This is a genomic window from Stenotrophomonas maltophilia, from assembly GCF_004920835.1.
In the GTDB taxonomy this organism is placed as follows: domain Bacteria; phylum Pseudomonadota; class Gammaproteobacteria; order Xanthomonadales; family Xanthomonadaceae; genus Stenotrophomonas; species Stenotrophomonas maltophilia_AQ.
Window position 1 is genome coordinate 227226 of sequence record NZ_QFHO01000003.1, and the last position, 26680, is coordinate 253905.

Here is a 26680-nt window from a genome sequence, read left to right on the forward strand (position 1 = left end):
AAACCCTTATGCCGCTAGGGTCTTTGGTGCCGGTGAAAGGACTCGAACCTTCATGGGGTCACCCCCGGCTGATTTTGAGTCAGCTGCGTATACCATTCCGCCACACCGGCAGGCAGCGTGCGAGTGTAACCGAGGTCGGCAGGGCTTTCATAGGGGGAGAGGCGATCAGGGCGCTTCCTGTCGGCTTCGACCCCATGGTGGCTATACTGCGGCGGCATGTATCCCTCCAGGAGCGGTAGCCGATGACAGTGTTGCAGGACCTGAGGGTGCTGGTGGTCGAGAACGACGAGATGAGTGCCGCCTTGCTGCAGATGCAGCTGGTGCATGCCGGCGCGACCGTGGTCGGGTTGGCGGCGGGCGTGGCCGAAGCGCTGCGCCTGCTGGAGGATTCGGCGCCGGACGTGGCCCTGCTCGATTATCGCCTTGCCCGCAATGAAACCAGCGAGCCGGTCGCAGCTGCGCTGTCGGCGCGTGGCGTACCGTTCGTGCTGGCCACGGGGATGCTGGCCGAGCAGCTGCCTGAGTCCATGCTGGCTGGTGTGCTGCTGGTCAAGCCGTACCTGTCGGCGGATCTGAGCCGGGCGCTGGCGCGCGCGGTGGGTCGTTCCAGCGCGAAGGCCTGATTGGTCCTGATGGAATCGGCGGGCGTATGCTGCCCGGGCCTGAATGCTCAGGCCTACAAGGAGAGTGGCATGAAGAAGTGGATCAAGCGCGTGGTTGCTGCGGGTGTCCTTTCGATGGCTGTCTTCGGTGGTACGGCCTCTGCCGCGTGGTGCGGCCAGCCTTGTTACCAGCTCTACAAGAGCTGCATTGCGCGGGGTGGCGAGGTTGAGCAGTGCCTGCAGGAGCAAGCGTTCTGCGAAGAGGCGATGTGCGGCGGCAACCCCTGATCCAGGAACCCCGCCCAGGCGGGGTTTTTCATTCGCGCGCCATGTTCAACCTGCTTCCTCATACATGTAGCGGATGTCCTCGCGGTCATCGAGAATTCGGTACTGCCGCGCCAGGTCGTCCGGATCGGGATTGAGCCAGGCATCGAGGTATTCCTTGCGGATAGGTACCACGCCGCGATCATGACCAGCCGCAGCAACGTCGCCGGGCGGTGTGTCGGTGATGGTGGCGAATGACAGCAGGCGGCCCTCCGGGCCCTCCCATTCCGCCCACAGGCAGGCCAGCAGCAGGTCGCGCGGTGGATCGGGACGAAACTCCAGCACCGCGTCCTGTTCCTTTTCGTCTGCGCCGAGCGTGCGTCCCGCGATGGCATGGCGGGGCACGTGCTCGTAGAACGCCTGCACCACCACCACGCCGTGGCGCAGGCCGAACGCACCACGCCAGTAGCCTTCCAGACTGTCGCGTCGTGCGTTGTAGGTGCCGGGATAAAGCACGTCGTTGCGTGCGGGCTTGTCAGGAAGCCGGCACTGGTAGCGCATCGGCTTGATCACCCGCTCACCGTTCTCGCTGATCATCACCGGCGCATAGGTGCCAGGGAAAATCCGGTTATCGCGTGGCAGCAACTGCACCCGGTGCAGGTCTTCAAGCCGGGCTTGCGCGCGCTCGATGCGGTTGCCGGCCACGCGCAGGTCATTGCGTGCTTTCTGGGTAGGGCGGGTCGCCAGCGTGGCGTTGGCGATATCACGCCGCTCGCACTGGCGGGCCAGGTCCGCTTCCAGTTCGCGTTGCTCCTGCGCATGCCACTGCTGGATCTTCGCCACGATGTCGCGCCCCAGCTCGGTGCGTGCAGCAGCGAAGCCGTCATCCATCGCCTTGGGTGTCTTCGGTCGCTTCTTGCCCGGATCGTGCGCGTACAGCTCCGCGAAATCTTCCAGCGACAGGATGGCGCCGAACTCGCGCACCAGCTTGGCGTAGTCGGCGCGGATCAGGGCGGAATAGCACATGGTAAATCTGCCGGGATGGATCGCAGCAACTGCGACGGGGATGAGGCAGGATAGCTCGACCTATAGGGAGATACCGCATGAATGATTCCGCCACCTGCCAGTTCCGCGAGACTGTGCCAACCGTCGAGGGCTACTGCCGGTTGCGTGTGCTGGCCGGTCTGAGTGCCAAGACCGAGGAGGCCGCGGCGCGTGCACTGCCCAATACCTTGTTCGGCGTGTGTGCCTACCAGGGCAACGAACTTGTGGCGATGGGACGGATCGTTGGTGATGGCGGATGTCACCTTCAGGTCTGCGATATCGCGGTGTTGCCGCGCCTGCAGGGGCAGGGTCTGGGCAAGGAAGTGATGCGGCGCCTGAGCGAGTGGATGCAGGGCAACCTGCCGCCGTCGGCCTATGTGAGCCTGTTGGCCGATGGCGAGGCGCATCGGCTGTACGCGCAGTTCGGTTTTGCACCGACGGCACCGGCATCGATCGGGATGTATCGGCGGTTCTGAGGCGCGGTCCAGCGTTTTCCATCCACGCATGGCATGGATCTACTGCAGAGTCGGGGTAGATCCACGCCATGCGTGGATGCGTTCCACCAGCAGATCGCAGGCAAAGAAAAACCCCGGTCGAAACCGGGGTTTTCAAGAATTGGCGTCCCCACGGGGATTCGAACCCCGGTCGCCACCGTGAAAGGGTGATGTCCTAGGCCTCTAGACGATGGGGACGCACGAAAACTTCAAGTTGTAGATTCTTCGACGGCCTAATGTCGAAGTGGTGGAGCCAAGCGGGATCGAACCGCTGACCTCCTGCATGCCATGCAGGCGCTCTCCCAGCTGAGCTATGGCCCCATGAAACGTCGGAATTCTGCTGGGAGCAGAGTCCGTTTGAAACTGGCGTCCCCACGGGGATTCGAACCCCGGTCGCCACCGTGAAAGGGTGATGTCCTAGGCCTCTAGACGATGGGGACGCACGAAAAACTTCAAGTTGTAGAACCTTCGACGGCCTAATGTCGAAAGTGGTGGAGCCAAGCGGGATCGAACCGCTGACCTCCTGCATGCCATGCAGGCGCTCTCCCAGCTGAGCTATGGCCCCGTGTTACCGAGCCGCCCATCATACCTGCGTGTTCACATTTGTGGAAGCTTTTTTTTAAGCTTTTTTCGTTCCGGATCAACCGCAGCCATGAGGGCAGGGGAACCGCAACGCCACAACCTGAATGCCGGTGGGCGGTGAACAAAAAAGACCCGGTTATCGGCCGGGTCCTCGTTGTTCATGATGAGTGGCGTCCCCACGGGGATTCGAACCCCGGTCGCCACCGTGAAAGGGTGATGTCCTAGGCCTCTAGACGATGGGGACGCAATTCTCATCAATGTTCTTTAGCGACCTTTCGACGGCCTAATGCCGAAAGATTGGTGGAGCCAAGCGGGATCGAACCGCTGACCTCCTGCATGCCATGCAGGCGCTCTCCCAGCTGAGCTATGGCCCCACGTCGCTGAGGAGCGAAATAATAGCCTTGCCCCAGGGGGTTGGCAAGCATTTGTTGCACTTTTCTTCACGTCGATTGCGAGGTGGATCTCGCTCGCCTGGGCTCATGCAGTGTCGTCGGTCAGCGCGGCCAGGATCGGGCATTGATCCAGCGTGCCGTGCCCCGGGCAGGCATCGACCAGTTGTGACAGCGCGTTGTGCATGCGCTGCAGTTCGGCCATCCGCTGCGCGATATCCAGCAGGCGTGCCTGGGCCGTGTCGCGGACGCTGCCCATGTCCTGCTGGTGGCGATCACTGAGCGCGAGCAGCTCGCCGATTTCTTCCAGGCTGAAGCCCAGTGATTTGGCCCGGCGGATGAAGCGCAGCCGGCGCAGGTCCCGCTCACCGAAGATGCGGTAGCCACCGGCCGAACGTGCGGCCGTGGGCAGCAGATGCTGGCGCTCGTAGTAGCGGACCGTATCGATGGGCACGCCAGCCTGGCGGGCCAGTTGTCCAATGTTCATGGCGGATTCCTGCGGATGCTGCCGCGCATTGTGAAGCCTTGAGTCTGGTCAAGAGTCAAGACTTTCTGCCGAGCCGCGTATTCAGCGCACTTTGCAACTTTCTTCATAGCCCTGCCGCTGGACCAGTTCCTACCCTTCGCCTGAACCGGCCATTCGATGGCCCGCAACGAACCGAGGAGGTGGTGTGTGGAAGGATTCAGGAACGAAGGATTCGTCGAGGTCGCGGTGGTCGAGTACCCGGGAGGCGATCCCTCGGCCGCCTCGGTGCTGGCAGAGATGGCGCACGTGGCCAATCGCCTGGCCCAGCAGCAGCGCCGGCCGTTCAAGCGCGTGTTGGTTACCCGCTGGATCGTGCCGGCCAGTCAGACCGGCGTGCATCGCATCGCCGGTGCGGAAATGCTCGATGCCGCCATTCCCGCAGTGATCGCGGTGCCGGGCCAGATCAGCCCCGGAGCCTGCCTGCGTGCCGACGAGATCCTGCTGGACTGGCTGCGGGCTCATTACGACGGCGGCAGCCTTCTGGCGGCCGCCAGTGATGGCGTAAGCGTACTGGCACGCGCCGGATTGCTGGCCGGGCGCACCGTCAGTGGACCTGATCTGGCGCGGCATCCCGGGCTGCAGGCACAGGCTGCCAGCTGGGTGCCGAGTGAACGCGCACTGGTCGATGACGGCGACCTGTTGACCGTTGGCGGTTCGCAGGCCTGGCGCTTCCTGGCGCTGCGCCTGCTGTACCGGTTGCACGGGCAGGGCGTGGCCAGCGCGGTGGCACAGCAGTTGGGAATCACCGTGCCGGCGACGATCCAGCAGGATCTGGAGCGTTTCAGCGCCAACTTCGCCCATGGCGATCGCGATGTGCTGAAAGCGCAGCGTTGGTTGCATACCACAGCAGCACGCGGCGCTACTCTCGCCGCGATCTGCGAGATTGCCGGGCTTGAGCCGCGGACGCTGCAGCGACGCTTCCTGCGGGCCACGGGGCTGCGCCCCATCGAGTACTGCCAGCGGCTGCGCATCGCCAAGGCGCAGACCCTGCTCCAGCAGGGGGCAGGCATCGATGAAGTGGCCTGGGGCGTGGGCTACGCGGATCAGAGTGCCTTCCGGCGTCTGTTCCTGCGCATTGTCGGCATGACGCCGGCCAATTATCGCCGCCATGTCAACAGCAAGCGGCGTGAACGGCCGTTGATGCCATCGGTGGCGGGCAGCCTGCGCGGTCTGCAGGTCCCCTCGGCACTGCAGTTGGGACGCAGTGCGGCCTAGCGCATGATCAGATGTCGCGCTTGCAACGTGGGCGTGACCCTTCGACCATGCAGCCAGTGAACGAATGAGGCAGGTGGGCTGATGTCGAGTGTTGGACCGGTGCCGATGCCGGTGGTATTGATTCTCGCGTGCGTGTTGCTGGCGATGGCCGTGGCCCATTTATGGCCACGTCGGAAGGACGGGGGGCCGTTACCCTCGGCGGCAAGCATGGTGCTGGACATGTTGCTGATCGGCCTGCTCTTTGGCCGCATCAGTTTCGTTGCCTTGAACCTTGCCTTGTATCGCGAGGCACCCTGGAGCATTCTGCAGATCGCAGACGGCGGCTACCACCTGCCGGTAGTGCTTGTTGCCGGGCTGGCGTGGGGGCTGTGGCGATTGCGGCGTTGGCGCCCACTGCGCGCGCCGGTACTGGTCGGCGCGTTGATTGGTATGTTGCTATGGGCAGGTGGCAGTCAGCTGCTGTCAGCCTGGCAGGAACGGCAGATGCCGCTGCCGACGTTGCAGGTGGCTGATCTGCAGGGCGGGAAGGTTGATCTGCAGCAGTTCAAGGGTAAACCGCTGGTACTGAATCTCTGGGCGACCTGGTGCGGGCCCTGCCGGCGCGAGATGCCGGTGCTGGCGGCGGCACAGCAGGCACACGCGGATGTGCAGTTCGTATTCCTCAACCAGGGCGAAACCCTGGGCGAGGTCCAGGGTTTCATCGCCGGCGAGCGGCTCATACTCGGCAACGTGTTGCTCGACGATGACGCTGCAGCATCCACCGTGCTCGGCGTGCAGGCCTACCCGTCGACCCTCTTCTTCGATGCCGAAGGACGCCTGCGCGAACTGCACCTCGGCGAACTGACCGCAGCCGGTCTTGAACACAAACTGCGCCGGCTGCGGTAGCCTGCGCGGGCATCTCACTACGGAGTTCCCATGTTGTCGACTTCCCTGCGCACCGTTCCTGCGGTGCTGTTGCTGCCGGTCATGCTGGCATTGGCCGCCTGCAGCCAGGCACAGACACCGCCGGGCAAGACCGCCGCGGCACCGGCAGCAAGTGCTGCGGCCTCCGCCGCCAAGGGCGACCGCCCCGCTGTGCTGAAGGGCATCGAGAAGCATGGCTTCGAGGTTGTTGCCGAATTCGACGCCCCCGGTGGCCTGCGTGGCTTTGCCGGCGTGGTCGGTGGCCAGCAGCCGGCCGCGGCTTACGTCACTGCCGATGGCAAGCATGTACTGGTTGGCAGCCTGTTCGATGCCGAGGGCAACGACGTGGCCGCCGAGGCCGTTGAGAAACTGGTTGCGCAGCCGATGTCGGCCAAAATGTGGACCAAGCTGGAGGCCAGCGCGTGGGTGCGCGATGGCAAGGCCGACGCGCCGCGGGTGGTCTACACCTTCAGCGATGCCAACTGCCCGTACTGCCACAAGTTCTGGGAAGCGGCGCGTCCGTGGGTCGATGCGGGCAAGGTCCAGCTGCGTCACATCATGGTCGGTGTGATCCGCGAAGACAGTCCGGCCAAGGCGGCCGCCATCCTTGCTGCGCGTGATCCGAGTGCAGCGCTGCTGCAGAATGAGCATGAGTTCGATCGCGGTGGCATCAAAGCGCTGCCGAACATCAGTCGCGAGATCGCTGGCAAGCTCGACGCGAACCAGGTGCTGATGATCGAGATGGGCTTCCAGGGCACGCCAGGCATCCTGTTCCAGGATGCGCAGGGCCAGGTGCAGCGTCGCGCCGGCCTGCCGCAGGGTGCCGACCTGCAGACGGTGCTGGGCCCGCGCTGAGCCGCGACTCTCATCGTGAATGACCCACGGGCCCGCATGGCAGCATGCGGGCCTGTTGCTTTTCGTGATCAAAACCGACATTGCGGCCTGCGCATGACTTGTTCGTCATCACGTCTGAATAGTGACTGACATCAAGCCTCGCGCCTTGATTCCAATCAAGGCCAAAAACGACAGGTGAATTAGCCTGTGACGCATGGAATACAGCGTCAATGCGCGATGGATGCCGCGCTCGCCACGCCCTGATCAGGGTCGGCCGGCTCAGCCATTCACGACAACCTCACCCCGTGCTTGTTACCCAGACCGCTGCGGCCGCCACCTCTCTGGCAGCGCGGCCTTGTTGGCGTCGACATTGGTGTGGGCAGGACAGTGTCATCGTCCTGTGGCCTGCGATGTGCAGGCTGACTGGTGTCGTCAACGCAGTATCCGCATTTCCAGCAACGGTAACGTGAGGCCGGAGCGGCGCATGCGTGCGTCCCGCCATCGCGCTGCGAGTGTTTTTCCAGGGAGGATGCAATGCGCTTGGCGGTAGTGAGTCTGGCCTGTTTGACCGCGTTGGTGATCACACCGGCGTATGCGCAGCAGGATGACCGGGAGGACGCGCAGGCCCTGCGCCGTGAGATCGCGGCCATGCGGCAGGCACTTGAAGGCATGCAGCAGCGCTTGGACCGTCTCGAGCGGCACGATGGGGCTGCTGTACCCGCCAGCGCATCGCTGCCAGCTCCCGTGATCGCACCCACCGGTACCGCCAACCTGCTGCACCCTACCCAGGTGCCGGGCGTGGCGCCGCCGGTGCTGCCACTGCGCGAATCGGTGGCCGATCCGTCCACCGCTGCGTCGCGTCCCGACAGTGCTGCTGGTCCGACCGATCCCGATCTGAAGGGCTTCTTCGCTATTCCAGGTACCGACACGGTGATCCGTATCGGCGGCTACGCCAAACTCGATGCCATCGCCGATTCGCGTGGAGCAGGTGACGAGGATCAGTTCATCCCCTCGTCGATGCCGGTGGGCGGCAATCATCGCGATGTCTCCAACTTCAACATCCACGCCAAGCAGACCCGTTTCAGCTTCGAGGCACGGCGCCCGACCACGCATGGCAACCTGCGCTTCTACCTGGAGAATGATTTCTTCGGCAGCAGCGATGGCTACCAATTCCGCCTGCGCCATGCCTATGGCCAGCTCGGCAATACCTACGCCGGCTATGGCTATTCCAGTTTCATGGATCCGGACAGCCTGCCCGATACGCTGGACTTTGCAGGGCCCGGCGGCGCCGGTTACCTGCTGGTGGCAGGCATCCATCACAGCTTTGCGATGGGCAAGGGCAACACCCTGACCGTCGCTGCAGAAGATCCGAAGACCGAACTTGCCGGTGCCAGCGATGAGCGCGCCGCCGTGAACCGGCTGCCGGATGTGACGTTGACCGCGCGCATGGAGCGCGATTGGGGCCACCTGCAGTTGGGCGCGGTGGCACGTAGCCTGGCCTACGACGGTGACGATGAGCGCGACCGGCGCATGGCCGGTGGCCTGCAGCTGAGCGGCTCGGCATCGGTAGGCGAACGCGACCTGCTGCTGTTCGGCGCTTTGGGTGGGCGCGGCCTCAGCCGCTACACCGCTGACCTGACCGGCTCCGGACTGGACGCGGTGGTCGGTGCCGATGGCCACCTCGATGCACTGGATCTGCACGGCGGCTTTGTGGGTTACACCCACTACTGGTCCGAGTTGTGGCGTTCGAACCTGATCTTCGGCCAGCTGACCCTGGAGCGTAATGCTGCACTGGCGGCCGACGCGTTCCGGCAGAGCCGTTACGGCGTGTTCAATCTGATCTGGAGCCCGGCACCGTCGTGGACGATGGGCATGGAGCTGCTGTACGGACGTCTGGAACAACAGGGCGGCGCGCGCGGCGACACGGTCCGGGTGCAGGGCAGCCTGCAATACAACTTCATCAAATAGGCGCCAGCGGTCGTACGCCAGCGTAACCGTCCCCACGCCCGGTTGTACCGGGCTCATGCCAGTACAGGAGATTGTCATGGCAGAAGCAAAGAAAATCGGGGTGGTCGGAGCCACCTTCCTCGTCGCCGGCAACATGATGGGCTCAGGCGTGTTCCTGCTGCCATCCAGCCTGGCCAAGATTGGTACCGCCTCTATCTGGGGCTGGCTGATCACCACCGCGGGCGCGCTGCTGCTGGCCTTCGTGTTCGCCAAGCTGGGCAAGCTGGCACCCAAGGCGGGCGGCCCCTACGCCTATGCGCGTGACTGGTTCGGGCCCTACATGGGCTTCCAGACCAACACCATCTACTGGTTCGCCAACTGGATCGGCAACGTCGCCATCCCGATCGCGGCGGTCGGCTACTTCAGCTACTTCTTCCCGATCCTGTCCGAGCCGCTGGTGCGCTGCATCGCGGTGCTGGTGCTGGTGTGGGCGCTGAGCTTCGCCAACATGATCGGCCCGGCATTCGTCAGCCGCGTGCAGACGGTCACCACCAGCTTCGCACTGGTGCCGATCCTGGGCATCGCCATCTTCGGCTGGTTCTTCTTCGATGCCGACATCTTCAAGGGCGCCTACAACGTGTCCGGCGAGTCGAACTTCGGCGCGATCTCCAGTGCCGCGGCACTGACCCTGTGGGCCTTCATTGGCGTCGAATCCGCTTCGGTCACCGCCGGTGTGGTGGAGAACCCGGAAAAGAACGTGGCCCGCGCCACCCTGGCCGGCGTGTTCCTCGCCGCCATCGCCTACATCGCAAGCTCCTCGGTGATCATGGGCATGGTCCCCAACGGTGAACTGCAGACCTCCGATGCACCGTTCGCGCTGGCTGCGGCCAAGGCGGTGGGCGGCTGGGGCGGGGCGCTGGTCAGCCTGTGTGCCTTCGTTGGTGCCGCCGGTTCGCTGGGTGGCTGGATCCTGCTGACCGCGCAGAGTGCCAAGGCAGCGTCCGACGATGGCCTGTTCCCGAGCATCTTCAGCAAGACCAACAAGGATGACGTGCCGGTCAAGGGCGTGCTGATCGTAGCGGTGCTGATGACCCTGGCGGTGCTGGTGACCTCCACCTCGAAGACCGCCTCGGCCCAGTTCGACGTGATCACTTCGGCGGCGGTGGTGCTGACGCTGCTGCCGTACATCTATTCGTGCGTGGCCTGCTACTTCGTGGTGGAGCGGTCGCACACGCTGGTGCACACCGGTGCGTTCTGGACCCTGACCAGCCTGACGGTCGTGTACTGCCTGTGGGCGATCTACGGCTCGTCGGGAACGATCGTGCAGTACGCCTTCCTGTTCGTGCTGTTCATCACCGTGTTCTATCCCTTCTTCAGCGAGGAGCGTCGCCAACAGCGGCAGCGTTCCCGCGAGGCGGCGGCAATTTCGTCCGGCGCCCAGCGTTCCTGAGTTAGACAAGGAGAATCAACGTGTATTTCAAGTCTCTGGATTATCCGGTCATCGTCATTGACGGTGACTACGACTCGCCGCGCATCGGCGGCATCCTCATCCGTGCGCTGGTGGAAGAGCTACGCAGCAATGACCAGCGCGTGCTGTGCGGCCTGAACCTGGATGACGCCCGTGCCGGCGCCCGCACCTATGTGGCTGCTTCGGCGGTGCTGATCTCGATCGACGGCAGCGAGGAGGTCGATGGCGAGTTCCAGCGCCTGACCGCCTTCCTGCGCGAGCAGAGTGCGCGCCGGGCCAACCTGCCGGTATTCCTGTACGGCGAGCGCCGTACCATCGAGAAGGTGCCGAGCAAGCTGCTCAAGTACATCCATGGCTTCATCTTCCTGTTCGAAGACACCAAGAGCTTCATCTCGCGTCAGGTGATGCGTGCGGCCGAAGACTACATGCAGAACCTGCTGCCGCCGTTCTTCAAGGCGCTGATCCACCACGCGGCGGAGTCGAACTATTCCTGGCATACGCCTGGCCATGCCGGTGGCGTGGCCTTCACCAAGTCACCGGTCGGGCGCGCCTTCCACCAGTTCTACGGTGAGAACACGCTGCGCAGCGATCTGTCGATTTCGGTGCCGGAGCTGGGCTCGCTGCTGGACCACACCGGCCCGATCAAGGAGGCCGAGGACGAGGCCGCGCGCAACTTCGGCGCCGACCACACCTTCTTCGTCACCAACGGTACGTCGACGGCCAACAAGATCGTGTGGCACGGTACCGTGGCCCGTGGCGACGTGGTGTTCGTCGACCGCAACTGCCACAAGTCGCTGCTGCATTCGCTGATCATGACCGGCGCGGTACCGGTGTATTTCACGCCCAGCCGCAATGCGCACGGCATCATCGGCCCGATCAGCCTGGACCAATTCACCCCGGAATCCCTGCAGCAGAGCATCGCGGCCAATCCGCTGGCCAGCCAGGCCTACCAGGCCGGTTCCAAGCCGCGTATCGCGGTGGTGACCAACTCGACCTACGACGGCCTGTGCTACAACGCCGAGAAAATCGCGGAGGAGATCGGCAGCGCGGTCGACTTCCTGCATTTCGACGAGGCCTGGTACGCCTATGCCGCGTTCCATCCGTTCTACGAGAACCACTACGGCATGGCCAAGGGCAAGCCGCGCGAGCAGGATGCGATCATCTTCACCACTCATTCCACGCACAAGCTGTTGGCTGCGTTCTCGCAGGCCTCGATGATCCACGTGCGCAATTCGGCCAGCCGCGACCTGGACGCTGAACGCTTCAACGAATCGTTCATGATGCATACCTCGACCAGCCCGCATTACGGCGTGATCGCGGCGTGTGATGTTGCCTCGAAGATGATGGAAGGCGATGCGGGTCGTTCGCTGGTACAGGAAATGCACGACGAGGCCATCGCCTTCCGCCGCGCGATGCTGCACGTGCGCGATGACCTCGGTCGCGACGACTGGTGGTTCAGCGTGTGGCAGCCGACCCAGGTCGAGCGCAGCCTGGACAAGGGCGATACGCCGGCACCGCTGGTGGCCAAGCGCGAGGAGTGGTACCTGCAGCCGGACGCGCACTGGCACGGTTTCGAGAACCTGGTCGACGACTACGTGCTGATCGACCCGATCAAGGTGACCCTGCTGACCCCGGGCCTGGCGATGGACGGCAGCATGGGCAAGCTGGGCATCCCGGCGGCGGTGCTGAGCAAGTTCCTGTGGGGCCGCGGCATCACCGTGGAGAAGACCAACCTGTACTCGGTGCTGTTCCTGTTCTCGATGGGCATCACCAAGGGCAAGTGGAGCACCCTGGTCACCGAACTGATGGCGTTCAAGGAGCTGTACGACCGAAACGCGCCGCTGACCCAGGCGCTGCCGACGCTGGCCGCCGATTACCCGGTGGCTTACGCCGGCTGGGGCCTGCGCGACCTGTGCGATGCGCTGCATGCGTTCAACCAGGAGTTCGCGGTGGCTAAGGTGATGCGTGAGATGTACGTGGATCTGCCGACGCCGGTGATGACCCCGGCCGATGCCTACAACCACTTGGTGAAGGGCGAGATCGAGCGGGTCGACATCGAGCAGATCAGCGGCCGCATTGCCGCGACCATGCTCGTACCGTACCCGCCGGGCATTCCGACCATCATGCCGGGCGAGCGCTTCGGTGACAGCGACGAGCCGATCATCCAGTCGCTGCGCATCGCCCGCGAGCAGAACGCGCGCTTCCCCGGCTTCGAGTCGGACGTGCACGGGCTCATCATCGAGCAGGAGGATGGTGCGGTTTCGTACAAGGTGGAGGTGTTGAAGGCCTGACCGGCAACGGTCGGCCCTTCGACGACCGATGGATACCGCGCGCGAGCAACGCATCCTGACGTTCTCGATCGGGGTCACCCTTGCGGTGAGCGCGGTTGGTTTCAGTGGTGGCCTGCTGGTGGGATCGCAGGCCATCCTGTTCGACGGCGTGTACAGCCTGGTCGACGTTGCCCTGACCCTGGTGTCGTTGTCGGTGTTGCGGCTGGTGGCGCGGGAACAGAGCCCACGCTTCCAGTACGGCTATTGGCACCTGGAGCCGATGGTCGAGGCGCTGGGCGGTGTGATCCTGTCGCTGGCCTGCGTGTACGCGCTGGCCAACGCCGTGATCGGCCTGACCACGGGCGGGCACGAAGTGAAATTCGGGCCCGCGCTGTGGTGGGCAGCGTTGCTAAGTGCCAGCAACCTGGCGATGGCGGCGTTCGTCGCGCAGCGGGCGCGGCATCTGCGCTCGGCGCTGCTGTGGCTGGACGTGCGTGGCTGGCTGTTGGGTGGGTTGATGAGCCTGGCGGTGGTACTGGCCTTCGTGCTGGCACTGGCGCTGCATGGCGGTGAGTGGCACCACTGGGTGCCGTACCTGGATTCGATCGTGCTGGCCTTGATCAGCCTGGCGGTGCTGCCGGTGCCGGCACGCAGTGCATGGAAGGCCATGCGCGAAGTGCTGCAGGTAGCGCCGGATGATCTGGACGGTCGCGTGCAGCAGGTGATGCAGGCCTTCGTGGCCGAACGTGGCTATACAGGCTTCACCAGCCACGTGGCGAAGATGGGGCGGATGCGCTTCATCGAGATCCATGTGCTGGCCGACCCGGCCACGCCATTGGGTTCGGTCGGTGATGTCGACGCGATGCGAGATGAGATCGCGGTGCGATTGGATGCCCGTGCCAGCACGTTCTGGCTGACCATTGATTTTACTGCCGACCCGGCGTGGACGTGACCCCGGAACTGTAGAGCCGGGCCCATGCTCGGCTGCTCCACGCGAACGGCAGCCGAGCATGGGCTCGGCTCTGCAGGTGGACGCAATCGTTGCGCATGGCGGACTACTCTGTTGCGCCAGTTCCATTTGACCTCAACCAGAGTTGAGGTTGCAGACTGCCTCGCAATCCCCGACATCAAGGCGGAGGCTTGGATCGTCTAGCGCAGGTAGTACTCCACCGGCACCACCAGTTCCTGCGGCGCCTTCAGCTCGGCGGGAATGGGCGGTAGCGGCTGCGCACGACGGAAGGTCTGCAGCGCGGCGTCATTCAGCATCGGCTGGCCACTGGACTGCTCCAGCCGCAGCGCCAGCAGGCGGCCCTCACGGTCGATGCTGGCCCTGACCCACGCCGTACCCTGCTGGCGACGCGAGCGCGCGGCGGCGGGGTAATAGCGGTAACGCTCGAGCCGCGCCATCAGGCGGGCTTCCCACTGGTCGCTGGCGGCGCCGGCCTGGAAGTCTGCCGGTGGCGCGTCCGGAGCGGGCGGCGCGGCCGTGATCGATGCCGGTGCGGGACTTGCATCGGTCGCGGCCGCAGGCGGGGCGACCGGCAGCGGTTGCCGGCCACGACCGCCGGTTTCACTGGCAGCCAGCTCGCCTTCGCGTGCGGCGGTGGGCGTGGGCGGCGGAGGCGACTTCGTGGCTTGTGACGCCCGTGCCTGTTGTGCCTGGCTGGGCGTATCGGCCTGGCGTTCCTCTACGGGCTGTGGCGGAGTGGCCGGTGCCAGCAGGCGCAGGCTGATGCGCACGTCCTGTTCCGGTGGCGGCAGCATGGGCGGCGTGGCGACCCAATGCACCAGCAGCAGCAAGGGCAGCAGGTGAAGCCCGATGGTGATCGCGATGGCCTGCCAGTGTTGGCCGCGCTCACTCATCGTCCAGCACCCACAGCAGATCGGCATCGGCGGCGTCGACGGATTCGCCGGGTGACGCGAGTGCGATCACCAGGGACGGCGCCTCTGGCGGCAGGTAGCCCGGCACGCCGGTCCCGCGCAGTACATGCCAGCGGCCGGCAACCAGCACCGCCGGTGCTGGTGCACGGGTCAGCACCTGCGCCATGCGGCTGTCGCGGGCCTGCTGCACGGCCAGCATGCCGTCCAGCATCGGCGCGGCCTCTGCATGCTGGGCCAGCACCACCGCCGAAAGGCGTTGCCGTGCAGTGGCAACCGGGAACCGGACTGCCTTGGTCGAAGCCAGCAGCGTGTTGACCTCGGCGCGCGACAGGTTGCCACCGAACAGGGCCGTACCCGCAGCGGTGGCGTCCTGTACCAGCCCGCCATAGGCCGTCCACGGCCAGCGCGCATCCCAGTCAAGCAACTCCTGCAGGCGCGTGCCGTCGGCGTGGTTGCCCTTGGCCAGCCAGCGCTGCACCCGCTGCAGGCGTGGCTGGCGCTCACTGGCGATCATCTCCAGCACCAGGGCAGCCTGCGGCCGCTGCTGCTGCAGGACCTGCAGCAACCAGCGCTGGGCGGCATGGTCGCCGGCCAGGTCATGGCGCTCGCCCAGCAGCATCCGTTGGGCCGTGGCCGCGCGCTTCACGAACGCGGCCTCGTCCAGGGGCTGGCCACTGGCCAGGTCGATCACCGTGCCGGGCATCGGCTGCGCGCTGGTCACTGTCGCCAGCGCGAGCAGGCACACGGGCAGCCAGCGACGGCTAGAACGCCACATTGATGCCCATCGAAACGGTGCGGCCACGGCCGTTGCCGCGGTCCAGGATCGGGCTGAAGATGCTGTCGATCGAGGCATTGTTGTTATAGGCCTTGTTCTGCAGGTTTTCGATGTTCAGCCACAGGGTGGTGTTGGCCTGGGGCTTGAAGCTGGCGTAGAAGTCCAGCAGCACGCCGGTGCCGCCGGTCTTGCGGGTCTGGAAGAAGTCGTAGCCTTCCTCGGTCGGCCCGGAGTACTCGGCACGCAGGCCGGCCTGCACGCGCTGCTGCCACCAGCGGCCACCCACGTCCAGCGTCCAGTAGCGGTCGGGCAGCGCGGTGATGTCTTCCAGGTTGACGAACTCGATGGCCGGCGCGCTGGTGCGCGAGCGGGTCCAGCTGAGCGTGGCGTGGTAGTGCTCGCTGGCGTAGTGCGCCTCAAGCTCGATGCCGCGCATGCGCACGATGCCTGGGTGGTTCATCCAGCGCGTGGTGGTGCTGAAGTCGTCCACGTCCAGTGCATCGGTCCAGGCGTTGAGCTGCGGATCGCTGTCGATCGGCACCACGAACGGTTCCACTTCCGGCGGATGCACGATCAGCAGGTACTGCGGCTTGATGTAGTCGCGGATGCGGTTGTCGAAGCGGGTGATCCGCAGCTGTGCCAGGTCACCCTCGACGAGCAGTGAGTCGGTGCTGAGGTTGGCGCCGAACTGCAGGTTGCGCGAGCGCTCGCGGTGCAGGAACGGATTGGCACCTACGCCGTCGGCATCGCTCATGCCCTCCAGCGGAATCTTCTCGAAGAACATCTCCTGCACCCGCGGCGGCCGCGAGGTGCGCGAGGCTTCGGCGAACAGCTGCAGCCAGTCGGTGGCCTGCAGCGAGACCGCCAGGCTGGGACTGAGTGCACGCTCGGTGCGACGCACGTCGATGTCGCCGCCATTGATCTCCGTGCATTGGCCCGGCACATCCGAGCACACCGGAATATGGCCGCGGATGCCGTAGCGGTCCTGGCGCAGGCCGGCGGTCAGGGCATAGATGTCGTACTGCAGTTCCAGCGTACTGAAGACGCTGTCGAGCTGGCTGCGGCCCTGCGGATTGGCGCCGCGCAGGGTGGGAGTGTCGGCGACGTAGATGTCCGACTGGTGCTTGATGCCGGTATTCCAGCGCGCCCGCAGCGCACCGATGTCGAAGTGGCTGGTGTTGTCTACGGTCCAGCTGCTCAGGCTGCTGTGTGTGCGGCGGCCGATGTAGCTGGAATCCTCCACCGGCGGATAGAACAGCCGGGTCTTGTTGCTGGCGAAGGTCGCGCGCAGGTCGATCCACGGCGAATAGGGCGTGTAGTGGTAGCTGGCCCGCTGGTTGCGCGCGGAAATCTGCCACGGGTAGTTGTGGTAGAAGTCGTTTTCGTAATGCATGTGGCTCAGGTCGAGCCGATGCTGGTCACTCGGCTGCAGGCGCGCTTTCAACAGCCAGCTGCTGGGCTGCTGGCTGCCGGGGTCGGCACTGTTCTTCTGCCCGCGTGCGGTGGCGTACTCGTTGCTGCGGCTGCTGCTGGCAGCGGCCAGCAGGCCGAACTGGCGGTCACCGCCGTCCTCGCTGTGGCGCCACGCACCGGCGAAGGTGCGGCCGCTGCCATAGCCGTTGTTGCCATGGCGATAGCCCGCACGCAGGCCCCAGTCGCGGCCTTCGCCGAGCAGATCCTCGATATCCAGCGTGCGGAAATTGGCACTGCCGGTCAGCGTACCGGCGCCATCACCGCCGGCAACCGCGCCGCGCTGCACGTCCACGCCGGCCAGCAGGAACGGGTCGACATAGGCGAACGGGCCACCCGAGCCATGCCCGGCGTTGTTGCGGAAGGTCTGGGTGACTCCGTCGATCATGGTGTTGACCCGGCCGGCGCCGGTCATGCCGCGGATGTTGACCTGCAGGCCAGGTTGGCTGCGCGAATGGAAGCTGTGGGTGCCGGGCATCGAACGCAGCAGGCTGTTGCCTTCCTGGCGTTCGGCAACCGCCACACGCTCGCTGCCGACCGTGGGCGCGAAACCATCACGGGTGGCCGGTACGTACTGGCTGGCGCCGGCGCCCGGTGCATGGCCGTGCGCGGTATCGCCCTGCACCCGCAGCGGCCCGGTGCGGCGGCTGCCATCACCCCGTTCGGCGGGTGCCGGTTCCAGGGTGGCGCGGCGTGCATCGATGAAGCGCGGGCGCAGGCCGCTGCCTGTGAGCAGATGGGACAATGCCTGGGCGTCGTCGAAATCACCGCGCAGGGCAGGGGCGGCATGGCCGGCGGGCAGCGCCGCACCGATCACCAGATCGACGCCGCTCAGGCGGCTGTAGGCATCCAGTGCGGCAGCCAGTGGCTGTGCGGGCAGATCGTAGTGGCGGGTGGCCGCCTGCGCCTGCGCACTGGCAGGCAGCAGTGGAATCGCGCTGGCACAGGCCAGCGACAGGGCGAGGACAAGGGGGCGGTGGCACAGCATCGGGGGCTCCAGGAGGTGACGCAGAGCGTCGTCATCCTGGGTAGACGCGGCCGCGGACCGGATGTCAGGGTGCATCACGCTGTTCCCTGCGCGGCGGCAGCCACACCTGTATGCCTGCACCGAAGTGCAGCACGCGCACCTGCAGCTGGGTGGCCAGCTGGTCGCGGTTGCTGGCCGCACCATCGGCCCTGCCGAGCAGGGTGACCGGCTGCTGGCGCAGGCGCTCGCCGACGACCCATGTGTGCCCGCCATGCCAACGGTCCAGACCCTGGGCGACTTCAGCCAGGGGGGCCGACACCCAGTGCAGGCGCCGTTCGCGCCAGGCCAGGACACTGCTGTCTGCGTCTGTCGCGATCGCCGGTGTGTTTCCATTGAAGCGCAGCTGCTGACCCTCGCTGGCCTGCACGCTGCTGGCGCCGCTTTCCACGCGGACGCTGTGTTCGGTGACTGTGACCACGCTGCTGCCGCCCTGCACGGCCAGATCAAATGCGGTTCCCAGTGCGGTGACGGTGCCCTGTGGGGTGTGTACCTGGAATGGCCGCTCGGCATCGGCGGCGACCTTGAACCAGGCTTGCCCTCGCTGCAGCTGCAGCTGGCGGCGCTGTGCGTCGACGCGCACATGCACTTCGCTGCCCGGCGACAACAGCACATGCGAGCCGTCCGGCAGGGCTTCATCACGGATCTCGCCAGCGGCGGTGCGCAGTACCTGAGCAGCAGGCGGCGAGGCGTGGCGGCTGTACAGACCGAGCGCGCACAGCAAAAGGACCGCAATGCCGGCTTCGCGGAGGCGGCGGCGTTGCCTGCGTTGCTGGTGCCGCTGCAAGCTCGGCAACGCTGCACCGGCCTGCCACAGCTGCTGCAGATGCTGGTAATGCGCGGCATGTCGCGGATCGGCCTGGTACCACTGTTCGAACGCGCTCTCGTCGCGGTCACCGTCGTGCCCGTCCAGCCACCAGCGTGCGGCTTCGCGCGCGATCGCGTCCTGGCTCATGCGCCCGGTACCTGCTGCAGGGCGACCAGAGCACGCAGCAGATGGCCATGCGCGGTCTGCCGGCTGATGCCGAGCTGGCGGCCGATCTCGGCCAGTGCCAACTGCTCCACCCGGGCCAGCAGGAACACCTGGCGTGATCGCGGCGGCAGCGCGGCGATGATTGCATCGAGATGGCGCAGCTGTTCGGCGTCGAGCAGGCGTTGCTCCGGCAGCGGTGCAGGATCGGCGATGGCGTGCAGCTGCGCGTCATCCAGCGCCTCTTCGCGACGGCGCTGGCGTTGCCGGTAGTGGTCGGCGATCAGGTTGTGGGCAACGCGGTACAGATAGGCGCGGCCATTGTTCAGCAGGCCGCTGGTGGCGACCTTGACGACACGCAGCCAGGTTTCCTGGACGACGTCATCGGCGTCGCTGCGTTGCGGGAGTTTGCGGCGGACATGGGCGTGCAGCGGCCGGTAATGGGCCGCGCACAGATGCGCGACATCCGTCGGTTCGACAGGCGTGGACACGGGGCGGGCGACAACTGGGAAAGGGAACAGCCCGCGGCGGCAAGGGCAGCGGCTGCACCTTACAGCAAAAGAGAATCATTTGCATCAACGAGTGCGGGCGGTGAACGACGCACGGCCGCCGGTGGGGTTACCGTGGTGGGTAATCGCAGTGGATCTGCAACGATTCGGTCGGGTTGTGATGCAGCACGAATCCGCAGTGCTGCAGGCTGCGCTTCACCCGCGTGACCGCCTCGGCATGGCGGGCGACGCGACGGCGTTGCCAGCGCAGCGGAGTAAATACGCCCAGGGGCAGCAGTCGTAGCCGCTTGCCGCGCAGTACCAGTGAGACATCGACATGGCAGCCATCGATGTCGTGACCATTGGCCCCGAAGATAGCGTCGACCTCATCGTGACGCTGAGGGTAGCAGGTGCGGAAGAGGGTGATGCCGAACCGCCGCACCAGGCGGCGGAAACCACCGAGGCGGCTGTGGCTGGGTTCGAAGCCTCGGGTGAGCAGCAGGCGCAGTTCGGCAGGTAGCAGCGACTGTGCATCGAGCAGGCGCTGCAGCACCTCTGTTTCGATCTGGATATGGGTAGAGGGCCAGCGCGGGGCGATGAGCAGCCCGTGGTGGCTGCCGCGTTGCAGGGTCAACATGGCGGAAGATTGACATGCCGGAATGCCGTCGGGTAGTGCCGGCCGCTGGCCGGCACTACCATCGTCGGGTCAGAGATCGCGGTACTGGATCTGTGAAGCCAGCACGCGCAGGCCGTCAGCATTGCTGGACAGGATGCGTTCTTCGCCGACACCTTTCTGCCGCTTCAACTGGAAGCCCTGATCCGCAGGCAGCTGTGCGGCGATGGCGTCCATGCGTTGCAGGGCATCAGGGCCGCTGCAGTCGAAGTGGCCCCAGTGGGCGCCATCGCGGTGGATCTGCAATCGGTAGTTCATCGCGGCATCTCCGGCAGGTCCTGTAGCCAATGGTCGAACATCGCGGTGGCGGCAGCGGCCAGTGGTGCACCGTAGCGGCGTGCCTGCGCGCGCATATCGTTCGGATCGATGCCGGCCTGGGCCAGCTCCAGGGTGTGGCCGATCAGCCAGCGCTCGAACTGGCGCGCGTCCAGTTCCGGATGGCATTGCAGGGCCAGTGCGTGGCTGCCGATGGCGAAGGCCTGGTGACGGCAGGCCGGCGTGCTGGCCAGGCGGCGTGCACCGGCCGGAAGTTCGAACGCCTCGCCATGCCAATGCAGTACCGGAATGCCCTGCAGGGCCTGCAGCGGGGAACGCTGGCCTTCATCGGTCAGCAGCAGCGGTGCAAAACCGATCTCTTTGCCACCACTGGGAGCGACGCTGGCACCAAGCGCGTGGGCCATCAACTGCGCGCCGAGGCAGATGCCCAGGGTCGGCCGCTGCTGCTGCAGGCGACGCTGCAGCACAGTGATACTCTCGGCCAGGAACGGATAGGTATCCACATCGTTGACACTGATCGGCCCACCAAGCACTACCAGCAGGTCGGCAGAGTCGACCGGATCGAGCGCATCGATACCGGCCTGCAGCACCTGCAACTGCCAACCCTGCGTCAGCAGCAGCGGCTGCAGGGTGCCGAGGTCTTCGAAGGCGACGTGTTGCAGAACGACTGCGTGCTTCATGCCGGGGCTCCGCTGTTCGGCCAGTAGAAGCTGTCCGGGGTGGCGCGGGCGCCGAAGATGGCTTGGCCGACACGAACCACGGTGGCGCCTTCCTCGATGGCGACTTCGAAATCGCCGGACATGCCCATCGACAGCTGCGACAGGTCGAGACCGGGCGGGGCGGTGTGTTGCAGTTGGTCGCGCAGTTCGCGCAGGCGCACAAAGCAGGCGCGCACGCGCTCGACGTCGGGGGTGAAGATGGCCAGGGTCATCAGGCCGCGCACGCGCAGGCGATCGAAGGCCGGCAACTGCTGCACGAAGGCCTCGACCGCGTCGGGTTCCAGTCCGTACTTGCTCGGCTCGGCCGAGGTGTTGACCTGCACGAACACATCCAGCGTGCGGTCTTCCAGCTGCAGGCGCTGCTGCAGGGCCTCGGCCACGCGCAGGCTGTCCAGCGCCTGGAACTCGCTGGCAAAGCGCGCCACGTAGCGCGCCTTGTTGGTCTGCAGATGGCCGATCACCGACCAGTGCACGCCAAGGTCGGCCATTGTTTCGGCCTTGCGCTGTGCTTCCTGCACCTTGTTCTCGCCCAGTTCCTGGCAGCCGGCGGCCACCGCCATGCGGATGCGGGCGTCATCGACGGTCTTGCTGACCGGAAGCAGGCGCACGCTGGCCGGATCCCGGCCGACACGCGCGCAGGCATTGGCGATGCGTTGGCGCACCGTGACCAGGTTGTCGGCGATCTGTTCAACGGACTGGGCGACGGGCCAGTCGGCAGCGGCAAGGGGCATGCGGGCACCTCCAATGCAGGGTGGCCAGGGTGGGATACACTGGCACAGGACAAGAGATATTTTGGCATAGGACAAAATGAAAATCACCGGGCATAGCGCCGAGTCGATCTTCGACAGCATCCGCGACGGCATCGGCAAGGGCCGCCTGCCGGCCGGCAGCGTGCTGCCGCCGGTGCGTGAATTGGCCGAGCAGCTGGGCGTGAACCGCAACACCGTGGCCGCTGCCTACAAGCGCCTGGATGCGGCGGGCCTGGCCAGCACGGCGGGCCGCCGTGGCACGGTGGTGCGCGGATTGCCGCCGACGCTGGCGCGCGAGGGCAGTACGCCGGGGCTGGCGCTGCAGGACCTGGCCGGCGGCAACCCGGATCCTCGCCTGTTGCCGAACCTGCGCCTGGCCCCGGCGGCGCCGCGCTTGTACGGCGTGGGCACGGTCGACCCGAGGTTACAGGCGCTGGCACGGGCCTCGCTGGATGCGGACTGCCCCGAAGGCTATGCGCTGGAGCTGACCCATGGCGCGGTCGATGGCATCGAGCGCCTGCTGGCGGCGTGGCTGCTGCCGGGCGATCGCATCGCGGTGGAAGATCCGTGTTTCCTCGGCAGCCTCAACGTGCTCAACGCGGTGGGTCACGCGCCGTTGCCGGTGGCGATGGACGCGCACGGCATGCAGGTCGAATCGCTGCGGCAGGCGCTGGGGGCCGGTGCACGCGCGGTGCTGCTGACCCCGCGGGCACACAACCCGACCGGGGCCAGCCTGGATGCGAAGCGGGCGCGGGCGTTGCGCCAGCTGCTGGCGGCCTATCCGCAGGTGGCGGTGCTGATCGATGATCACTACGCGCTGCTCTCGCAGCAGGCCTATCACTCGGTGCTGCCGCTGGATGGTCGTCGCTGGGCTGTGCTGCGCTCGTTGTCCAAGCCACTCGGTCCCGATCTGCGGCTGGCGTGGTTGGCCTGCGATGAAGAGACCGCGTCGCGGTTACGGTTGCGGTTGGCGTCCGGTACCGGCTGGGTCAGCCACCTGCTGCAGGATGCGGCGACTTCGGTGCTGGCATCGGCGACGCAGCAGGCGAAGATCGCGTCGGCAGGTGAGCGCTACCAGCAGCGGTTGCAGTCGCTGCAGGAACTGCTGCGTGCACGTGGCGTGCCGACACCGCAGCCGATGGAAGGATTGAACCTGTGGCTGCCGTTGCTGGCGGACAGCCATCCGCAGGTGCTGGCGCTGGCTTCGCGCGGATGGCATGTGCGTGCAGGCGAAGTATTCGCGGTGGCGGCACCGGGCCATGGTCTGCGCATTACCTGCGCGGCGCTGGGGTCGGCGCAGCTGCGGCAGCTGGCCGATGATCTGGCGGCGGTGTGTGGTTTGTAGCGTCGAGCCATGCTCGCCTGCCGTGCGCGTAAAGCAGTCGAGCATGGCTCGACGCTACAAAAGCAGATCAGGGCGCGGCGTTGGCACCCGGGCGCACGTAGTAGGACTGGCCGCTGTCATCGACGAACATCAGTTCCGGCTTGCCCTGCCAGGAGGTGAGCATGGCGCCAGTGTTGTTCTGGTGCTTGACCATCAGGCTGGCGCCACGGTCCGGATTGGCCACCACCTTGAACACTTCGGTGGTGCCGGTGGCATCGTCCAGGGTCAGCAGCGCTTCGCCGCCGCGGTCGCTGGTGCCGTAGCCGCCGCGTTCGGAGCCGTCGGGGCCGAGCAGGATCAGGCCGGACAGGGCGGTGGCCCGCGGCCCCTGGGTGCGGCCCTGGCTGAGCGGATCGGGAACCGGTGCGCCGAGGATCACCCGCGGTTGGCCGCTTGCATCGTGGATGATCAGCCCGCGTGCCTCGATGATGCGCTGTGGCGATTGGCTGCGATGCAGGTTCCAGGCGGTCCAGCCGGAAACAAGCAGGGCGAGGGTCGAGACCACCAGTGTGGTCAGCAGCAGTGCACGGGGCATCGGGTCGTCCTTCCTTGGATGTGCCGACGATAGCGGATGCGGGCCGGCAATGGCCAGTTCGTTGTGTGACGTTGTGTATCGTCAGTGGAAATCGCGGCTGTGGCTGCGCAGTCCCTGCAGCAGTTCATCCAGGCAGTGCATGCGTTGCACGATGACATGCTGCACGCCATCAACGCGTTCCAGGCGGCCATCGATCTGCATCAGCTGGGTATCGACCAGCACCCGGTGCTGGCGATCGGCCAGGTGCCGCCAGACCACGGCGTTGACCATGCCGGTCTCATCTTCGAGCGTGAGGAAGGTGACGCCGCTGGCGGTCTGTGGGCGCTGGCGCATGCGCACCAGGCCGGCGACGCGCACGCGCCGACCATGGCCGTGGCCCGCCAGCTGTGCTGCGTCCAGGCAACCGCGACTGCGCAGCTGCGTACGGAGGAACCAGATCGGATGGCGGCCAAGGGTGGTACCGGTGCTGCGGTAATCTGCCTGCATGTCCTCCCAGGCGCTGGGCAGGGGCAGTGGCACGCGGGCTTCGGCGGTGGCGCGGGCCTGGTCGAACAGTGGCAGCCGGTTTTCCACGCCGGAGATATCCCAGCGTGCACGATGGCGATGGCCGCTGATCCCGCGCAGTGCACCAGCATCGGCCAGCAGGCCCTGCTGGCGGCGGTCCAGTGCGGCGCGCTGACACAGGTCGCCCACATCGTCGAACGGGCGCCGCGCACGTTCGCGCATGATGGCCTGCACGGCGGGCTCGTTGCAGCCATCGACCAGGCGCAGTCCGAGGCGGATTGCCGCCGGCCCCTTGCTGAAGTCCAGGGTGCAGTCCCAGTCGCTGTGGCGCACGTCCACTGGCAGCACGCGAATGCCGTGTCGGCGCGCGTCCTGCAGCAGCTGGTCGGGGCTGTAGAAGCCCAGTGGCTGGCTGTTGATCAGGCTGGCAGTGAACGCGGCGGGGTGATGGCACTTCAGCCAGCAGCTGTTATAGGTCAGCAGGGCGAAGCTGGCAGCATGGCTTTCCGGGAAACCGTAATCACCGAAGCCCTTGATCTGCTCGAAGAGGTGTTCGCCGTACTCACGGCTGAAGCCATTCTTCAACATGCCGGCCAGCAACTTCTCGCGATGCGGTTCCAGGCCGCCACGACGCTTCCATGCCGCCATCGAGCGGCGTAGGGCATCGGCTTGGCCAGGTGTGTAACCTGCTGCTTCCACTGCCAGCTGCATCACCTGCTCCTGGAACAGTGGTATGCCCAACGTGCGTGCGAACACGCGCTCCAGTTGCGCTGGATAGAGCGGATTGTCAGGGTCGTTCAGTGCATCCGGGCCTTGCTCGCGCAGGATCCTCCGCCGTTCCAGATAGGGGTGCACCATGTCGCCCTGGATCGGGCCGGGGCGCACGATCGCCACTTCAATCACCAGATCGTAGAAGCTGCGCGGTTGCAGACGTGGCAGCATCGCCATCTGCGCACGCGATTCGATCTGGAACACGCCGATGGTGTCGGCGGCGCAGATCATGTCGTAGGTCTTCGTATCCTTGGCAGGGATCGCATCCATGCGCCCTTCGTGCAGGCCATGCTGTTTCAGCATCGCCAGGCACTTGCGGATGGCGGTGAGCATGCCCAGCGCCAGGCAGTCGACCTTCATCAGGCCGGTGGCATCCAGATCGTCCTTGTCCCATTGGATGACGGTGCGGTCGGCCATCGCCGCGTTTTCCACCGGCACCAGGGTCGACAGCGGGTGCTCGGAGATCACGAAGCCGCCCGGGTGCTGCGACAGGTGGCGCGGGAAGTCGATCAGCTCGGCGGTCAGCGCCAGCAGCCGCCGCATCAGTGGTGTCTCCGGATCGAAGCCGCGCTCGCGCAGGGTCTCCGGCAGTGGTACGTGGCCGCCCCAGTGATCCATCGCCGCGCCCAGTTCGTTGACCTGGTCCATCGGCAGGCCGAGCGCACGGGCCACGTCGCGGATCGCGCTGCGACCGCGGTAGCTGATCGCCACCGCGGTCAACGCAGCGCGCTCGCGTCCGTAGCGGTTGAACACGTACTGCAGTACTTCCTCGCGGCGCTCGTGCTCGAAGTCGATGTCGATATCCGGTGGCTCGTCGCGCTCGGCGGAGATGAAGCGCTCGAACAGCAGGTTGCTGCGCGCCGGGTCGATCTCGGTCACGCCCAGCACGAAGCACACTGCCGAGTTGGCCGCCGAGCCGCGGCCCTGGCAGAGGATGTCCTGGCTGCGCGCGAAGCGCACGATGTCCTGCACGGTGAGGAAGTAGGAGGCGTAGTTCTTCTGCCTGATCAACGCCAGTTCGTGCTCGATCTGCGTGCGTTGCGCTGGTTCGATGCCGCCTTTCCAGCGCCACGGGATGCCACGCTCGACCAGCACGCGCAGCCAGCTGTCCGGATCGTGGCCCTCCGGCACCAGTTCGCGTGGATAGGTGTACTGCAACTGCTCCAGCGTGAAGTGGCAACGCTCGGCGATGCGCAGGGTCTCGGCCAGCAGTTCGGGCGGATACAGTTGGGCCAGTGCGGTACGCGGACGCAGGTGGCGCTCGCCGTTGGGGAACAGGCGCCAGCCGGCTTCGGCCACGCTGCAGCGGTGGCGGATCGCGGTCAGGGTGTCCTGCAGGGCGCGGCGGCGGCGCACGTGCATGTGCACATCACCACTGGCGACCAGCGGCAGGCAGTGGCGTTCGCCGAAGGCCTGTAGCAGCTGCAGGCGGCGCGCGTCGTCGTGTTCGTGGTGCAGTTCCACCGCCAACCACAGCCGATCATCGAAGCCGGCGCGCAGCAGTTCCAGATCGGTGGCCGCCGGTTGCCGGTCCAGCCACAGGCACAGCAGGCCGTCGGGCAGGCCGAGCAGGTCCTCGCGCAGGCAGCGGTATTCGCCCTTGGCCGCGCGCCGCCGGCAGGTGGTGATCAACTGGCACAAGCCGGCGTAGGCGGCCTGGTCGGAGCACAGCAGGGCCAGCTTCGGCCCGTCCTCGACCTGGAATTCGGCGCCGACGATCAGCGCCACACCATGCGTCTTGGCGGCCTGCCAGGCGCGCACGATGCCGGCCAGCGAGCATTCGTCGGTGATCGCCAATGCGCGGTAGCCCTGGCCAGCGGCGCGCGCGAACAGTTCTTCGGCGATCGAGGCGCCACGCTGGAAACTGAAGGCCGACAGGCAGTGCAGTTCGGCGTAGCCGGGCAGTTCGTTGTGCATGACGGC

The 26680-nt window shown here is 66.0% G+C and carries 24 protein-coding genes and 7 tRNA genes; 11 read left to right on the forward strand and 20 right to left on the reverse strand.

Going from position 1 to position 26680, the window contains the following annotated elements; translation table 11 throughout:
- Positions 1 to 24 precede the first annotated feature (24 nt).
- Positions 25 to 110, reverse strand: a tRNA-Leu gene (locus DI041_RS04160).
- 132 nt (positions 111 to 242) lie between these two features.
- On the opposite strand from DI041_RS04160, the gene DI041_RS04165 reads away from it, so the two are divergent.
- Positions 243 to 623: a response regulator gene (locus DI041_RS04165; RefSeq protein ID WP_046987588.1), complete on the forward strand. Its 381-nt coding sequence runs from the start codon at positions 243 to 245 to the stop codon at positions 621 to 623.
- 69 nt (positions 624 to 692) lie between these two features.
- Complete coding sequence (locus DI041_RS04170; RefSeq protein WP_046987587.1) at positions 693 to 890, forward strand: hypothetical protein; 198 nt, start codon at positions 693 to 695, stop codon at positions 888 to 890.
- A 45-nt stretch (positions 891 to 935) separates the two neighbouring features.
- Here the strand turns inward: DI041_RS04170 and DI041_RS04175 are convergent, their stop codons facing one another.
- A complete protein-coding gene (locus DI041_RS04175; RefSeq protein ID WP_136638122.1) occupies positions 936 to 1892 on the reverse strand; it encodes an SOS response-associated peptidase family protein in 957 nt (318 codons plus the stop codon).
- 77 nt (positions 1893 to 1969) lie between these two features.
- On the opposite strand from DI041_RS04175, the gene DI041_RS04180 reads away from it, so the two are divergent.
- Entirely contained in the window at positions 1970 to 2386 is a 417-nt protein-coding gene (locus DI041_RS04180; protein WP_046987585.1) for a GNAT family N-acetyltransferase, read from the forward strand.
- 140 nt (positions 2387 to 2526) lie between these two features.
- Here DI041_RS04180 and DI041_RS04185 read toward each other — a convergent pair.
- The 7 genes from DI041_RS04185 to DI041_RS04215 form a co-directional block, all read right to left on the reverse strand.
- A tRNA-Glu gene (locus tag DI041_RS04185) sits at positions 2527 to 2602 on the reverse strand.
- A gap of 47 nt (positions 2603 to 2649) precedes the next feature.
- Positions 2650 to 2725: transfer RNA gene (locus tag DI041_RS04190), tRNA-Ala, on the reverse strand.
- A gap of 43 nt (positions 2726 to 2768) precedes the next feature.
- Positions 2769 to 2844: transfer RNA gene (locus DI041_RS04195), tRNA-Glu, on the reverse strand.
- 49 nt (positions 2845 to 2893) lie between these two features.
- A tRNA-Ala gene (locus DI041_RS04200) sits at positions 2894 to 2969 on the reverse strand.
- A 185-nt stretch (positions 2970 to 3154) separates the two neighbouring features.
- Positions 3155 to 3230: transfer RNA gene (locus DI041_RS04205), tRNA-Glu, on the reverse strand.
- 54 nt (positions 3231 to 3284) lie between these two features.
- A tRNA-Ala gene (locus DI041_RS04210) sits at positions 3285 to 3360 on the reverse strand.
- 103 nt (positions 3361 to 3463) lie between these two features.
- On the reverse strand, positions 3464 to 3862 hold the full coding sequence (locus tag DI041_RS04215) for a heavy metal-responsive transcriptional regulator (RefSeq protein WP_046984684.1): 399 nt from the start codon (positions 3860 to 3862) through the stop codon (positions 3464 to 3466).
- A 186-nt stretch (positions 3863 to 4048) separates the two neighbouring features.
- Here DI041_RS04215 and DI041_RS04220 point away from each other — a divergent pair, with 186 nt between their 5' ends.
- The 7 genes from DI041_RS04220 to DI041_RS04250 all read left to right on the forward strand — a co-directional run bounded on the left by DI041_RS04220 (position 4049) and on the right by DI041_RS04250 (position 13490).
- A complete protein-coding gene (locus DI041_RS04220) occupies positions 4049 to 5116 on the forward strand; it encodes a GlxA family transcriptional regulator (RefSeq protein WP_046984683.1) in 1068 nt (355 codons plus the stop codon).
- 81 nt (positions 5117 to 5197) lie between these two features.
- Positions 5198 to 6001, forward strand: coding sequence for a TlpA disulfide reductase family protein (locus tag DI041_RS04225; RefSeq protein ID WP_136638121.1), 804 nt, complete (start codon positions 5198 to 5200; stop codon positions 5999 to 6001).
- A 30-nt stretch (positions 6002 to 6031) separates the two neighbouring features.
- Entirely contained in the window at positions 6032 to 6874 is an 843-nt protein-coding gene (gene dsbG / locus DI041_RS04230) for a thiol:disulfide interchange protein DsbG (RefSeq protein WP_136638120.1), read from the forward strand.
- A 513-nt stretch (positions 6875 to 7387) separates the two neighbouring features.
- The gene (locus DI041_RS04235) at positions 7388 to 8821 is read left to right on the forward strand and encodes a DcaP family trimeric outer membrane transporter (RefSeq protein WP_136638119.1); all 1434 of its coding nucleotides are present in this window, start codon (positions 7388 to 7390) and stop codon (positions 8819 to 8821) included.
- A gap of 76 nt (positions 8822 to 8897) precedes the next feature.
- Entirely contained in the window at positions 8898 to 10250 is a 1353-nt protein-coding gene (gene adiC / locus DI041_RS04240; RefSeq protein WP_046984679.1) for an arginine/agmatine antiporter, read from the forward strand.
- A gap of 20 nt (positions 10251 to 10270) precedes the next feature.
- Positions 10271 to 12559, forward strand: a complete 2289-nt coding sequence (locus DI041_RS04245; RefSeq protein WP_046984678.1) for an Orn/Lys/Arg family decarboxylase — start codon at positions 10271 to 10273, stop codon at positions 12557 to 12559.
- 28 nt (positions 12560 to 12587) lie between these two features.
- Positions 12588 to 13490 carry a cation diffusion facilitator family transporter gene (locus tag DI041_RS04250; RefSeq protein WP_046984677.1) on the forward strand — a complete coding sequence of 301 codons (903 nt, stop codon included), beginning with the start codon at positions 12588 to 12590 and terminating at the stop codon, positions 13488 to 13490.
- Positions 13491 to 13687: 197 nt separating this feature from the next.
- Here the strand turns inward: DI041_RS04250 and DI041_RS04255 are convergent, their stop codons facing one another.
- The 9 genes from DI041_RS04255 to DI041_RS04295 all read right to left on the reverse strand — a co-directional run bounded on the left by DI041_RS04255 (position 13688) and on the right by DI041_RS04295 (position 21545).
- Positions 13688 to 14401 carry an energy transducer TonB family protein gene (locus DI041_RS04255; protein WP_046984676.1) on the reverse strand — a complete coding sequence of 238 codons (714 nt, stop codon included), beginning with the start codon at positions 14399 to 14401 and terminating at the stop codon, positions 13688 to 13690.
- A complete protein-coding gene (locus DI041_RS04260; protein ID WP_136638118.1) occupies positions 14394 to 15194 on the reverse strand; it encodes a ChaN family lipoprotein in 801 nt (266 codons plus the stop codon). The genes DI041_RS04255 and DI041_RS04260 overlap by 8 nt, the downstream gene beginning before the upstream one ends.
- Positions 15181 to 17652, reverse strand: coding sequence for a TonB-dependent receptor (locus DI041_RS04265; protein WP_136638117.1), 2472 nt, complete (start codon positions 17650 to 17652; stop codon positions 15181 to 15183). The genes DI041_RS04260 and DI041_RS04265 overlap by 14 nt, the downstream gene beginning before the upstream one ends.
- 64 nt (positions 17653 to 17716) lie before the next feature.
- Positions 17717 to 18643 (reverse strand): FecR family protein, encoded by a 927-nt coding sequence (locus DI041_RS04270; RefSeq protein ID WP_136638116.1) that lies wholly within the window; start codon positions 18641 to 18643, stop codon positions 17717 to 17719.
- Positions 18640 to 19149 carry an RNA polymerase sigma factor gene (locus tag DI041_RS04275; protein ID WP_046984672.1) on the reverse strand — a complete coding sequence of 170 codons (510 nt, stop codon included), beginning with the start codon at positions 19147 to 19149 and terminating at the stop codon, positions 18640 to 18642. Before DI041_RS04275 ends, DI041_RS04270 begins: the two co-directional genes overlap by 4 nt.
- Positions 19150 to 19276: 127 nt before the next feature.
- A complete protein-coding gene (locus tag DI041_RS04280; RefSeq protein WP_046984671.1) occupies positions 19277 to 19783 on the reverse strand; it encodes a hypothetical protein in 507 nt (168 codons plus the stop codon).
- 69 nt (positions 19784 to 19852) lie between these two features.
- Complete coding sequence (locus DI041_RS04285) at positions 19853 to 20077, reverse strand: hypothetical protein (protein ID WP_046984670.1); 225 nt, start codon at positions 20075 to 20077, stop codon at positions 19853 to 19855.
- Positions 20074 to 20775, reverse strand: a complete 702-nt coding sequence (locus DI041_RS04290; protein ID WP_046984669.1) for a glutamine amidotransferase — start codon at positions 20773 to 20775, stop codon at positions 20074 to 20076. Before DI041_RS04290 ends, DI041_RS04285 begins: the two co-directional genes overlap by 4 nt.
- Positions 20772 to 21545: a YggS family pyridoxal phosphate-dependent enzyme gene (locus DI041_RS04295; RefSeq protein WP_046984668.1), complete on the reverse strand. Its 774-nt coding sequence runs from the start codon at positions 21543 to 21545 to the stop codon at positions 20772 to 20774. Before DI041_RS04295 ends, DI041_RS04290 begins: the two co-directional genes overlap by 4 nt.
- Before the next feature lie 76 nt (positions 21546 to 21621).
- Here DI041_RS04295 and ptsJ point away from each other — a divergent pair, with 76 nt between their 5' ends.
- Positions 21622 to 22908 (forward strand): MocR-like B6 salvage transcription factor PtsJ, encoded by a 1287-nt coding sequence (ptsJ, locus tag DI041_RS04300; RefSeq protein WP_136638115.1) that lies wholly within the window; start codon positions 21622 to 21624, stop codon positions 22906 to 22908.
- A gap of 67 nt (positions 22909 to 22975) precedes the next feature.
- Here the strand turns inward: ptsJ and DI041_RS04305 are convergent, their stop codons facing one another.
- Both DI041_RS04305 and DI041_RS04310 read right to left on the reverse strand, forming a co-directional pair.
- The gene (locus DI041_RS04305) at positions 22976 to 23482 is read right to left on the reverse strand and encodes a hypothetical protein (RefSeq protein WP_046984666.1); all 507 of its coding nucleotides are present in this window, start codon (positions 23480 to 23482) and stop codon (positions 22976 to 22978) included.
- Between the two features lie 81 nt (positions 23483 to 23563).
- Positions 23564 to 26674: an error-prone DNA polymerase gene (locus DI041_RS04310; protein ID WP_046984665.1), complete on the reverse strand. Its 3111-nt coding sequence runs from the start codon at positions 26672 to 26674 to the stop codon at positions 23564 to 23566.
- Between the last annotated feature and the right edge of the window lie 6 nt (positions 26675 to 26680).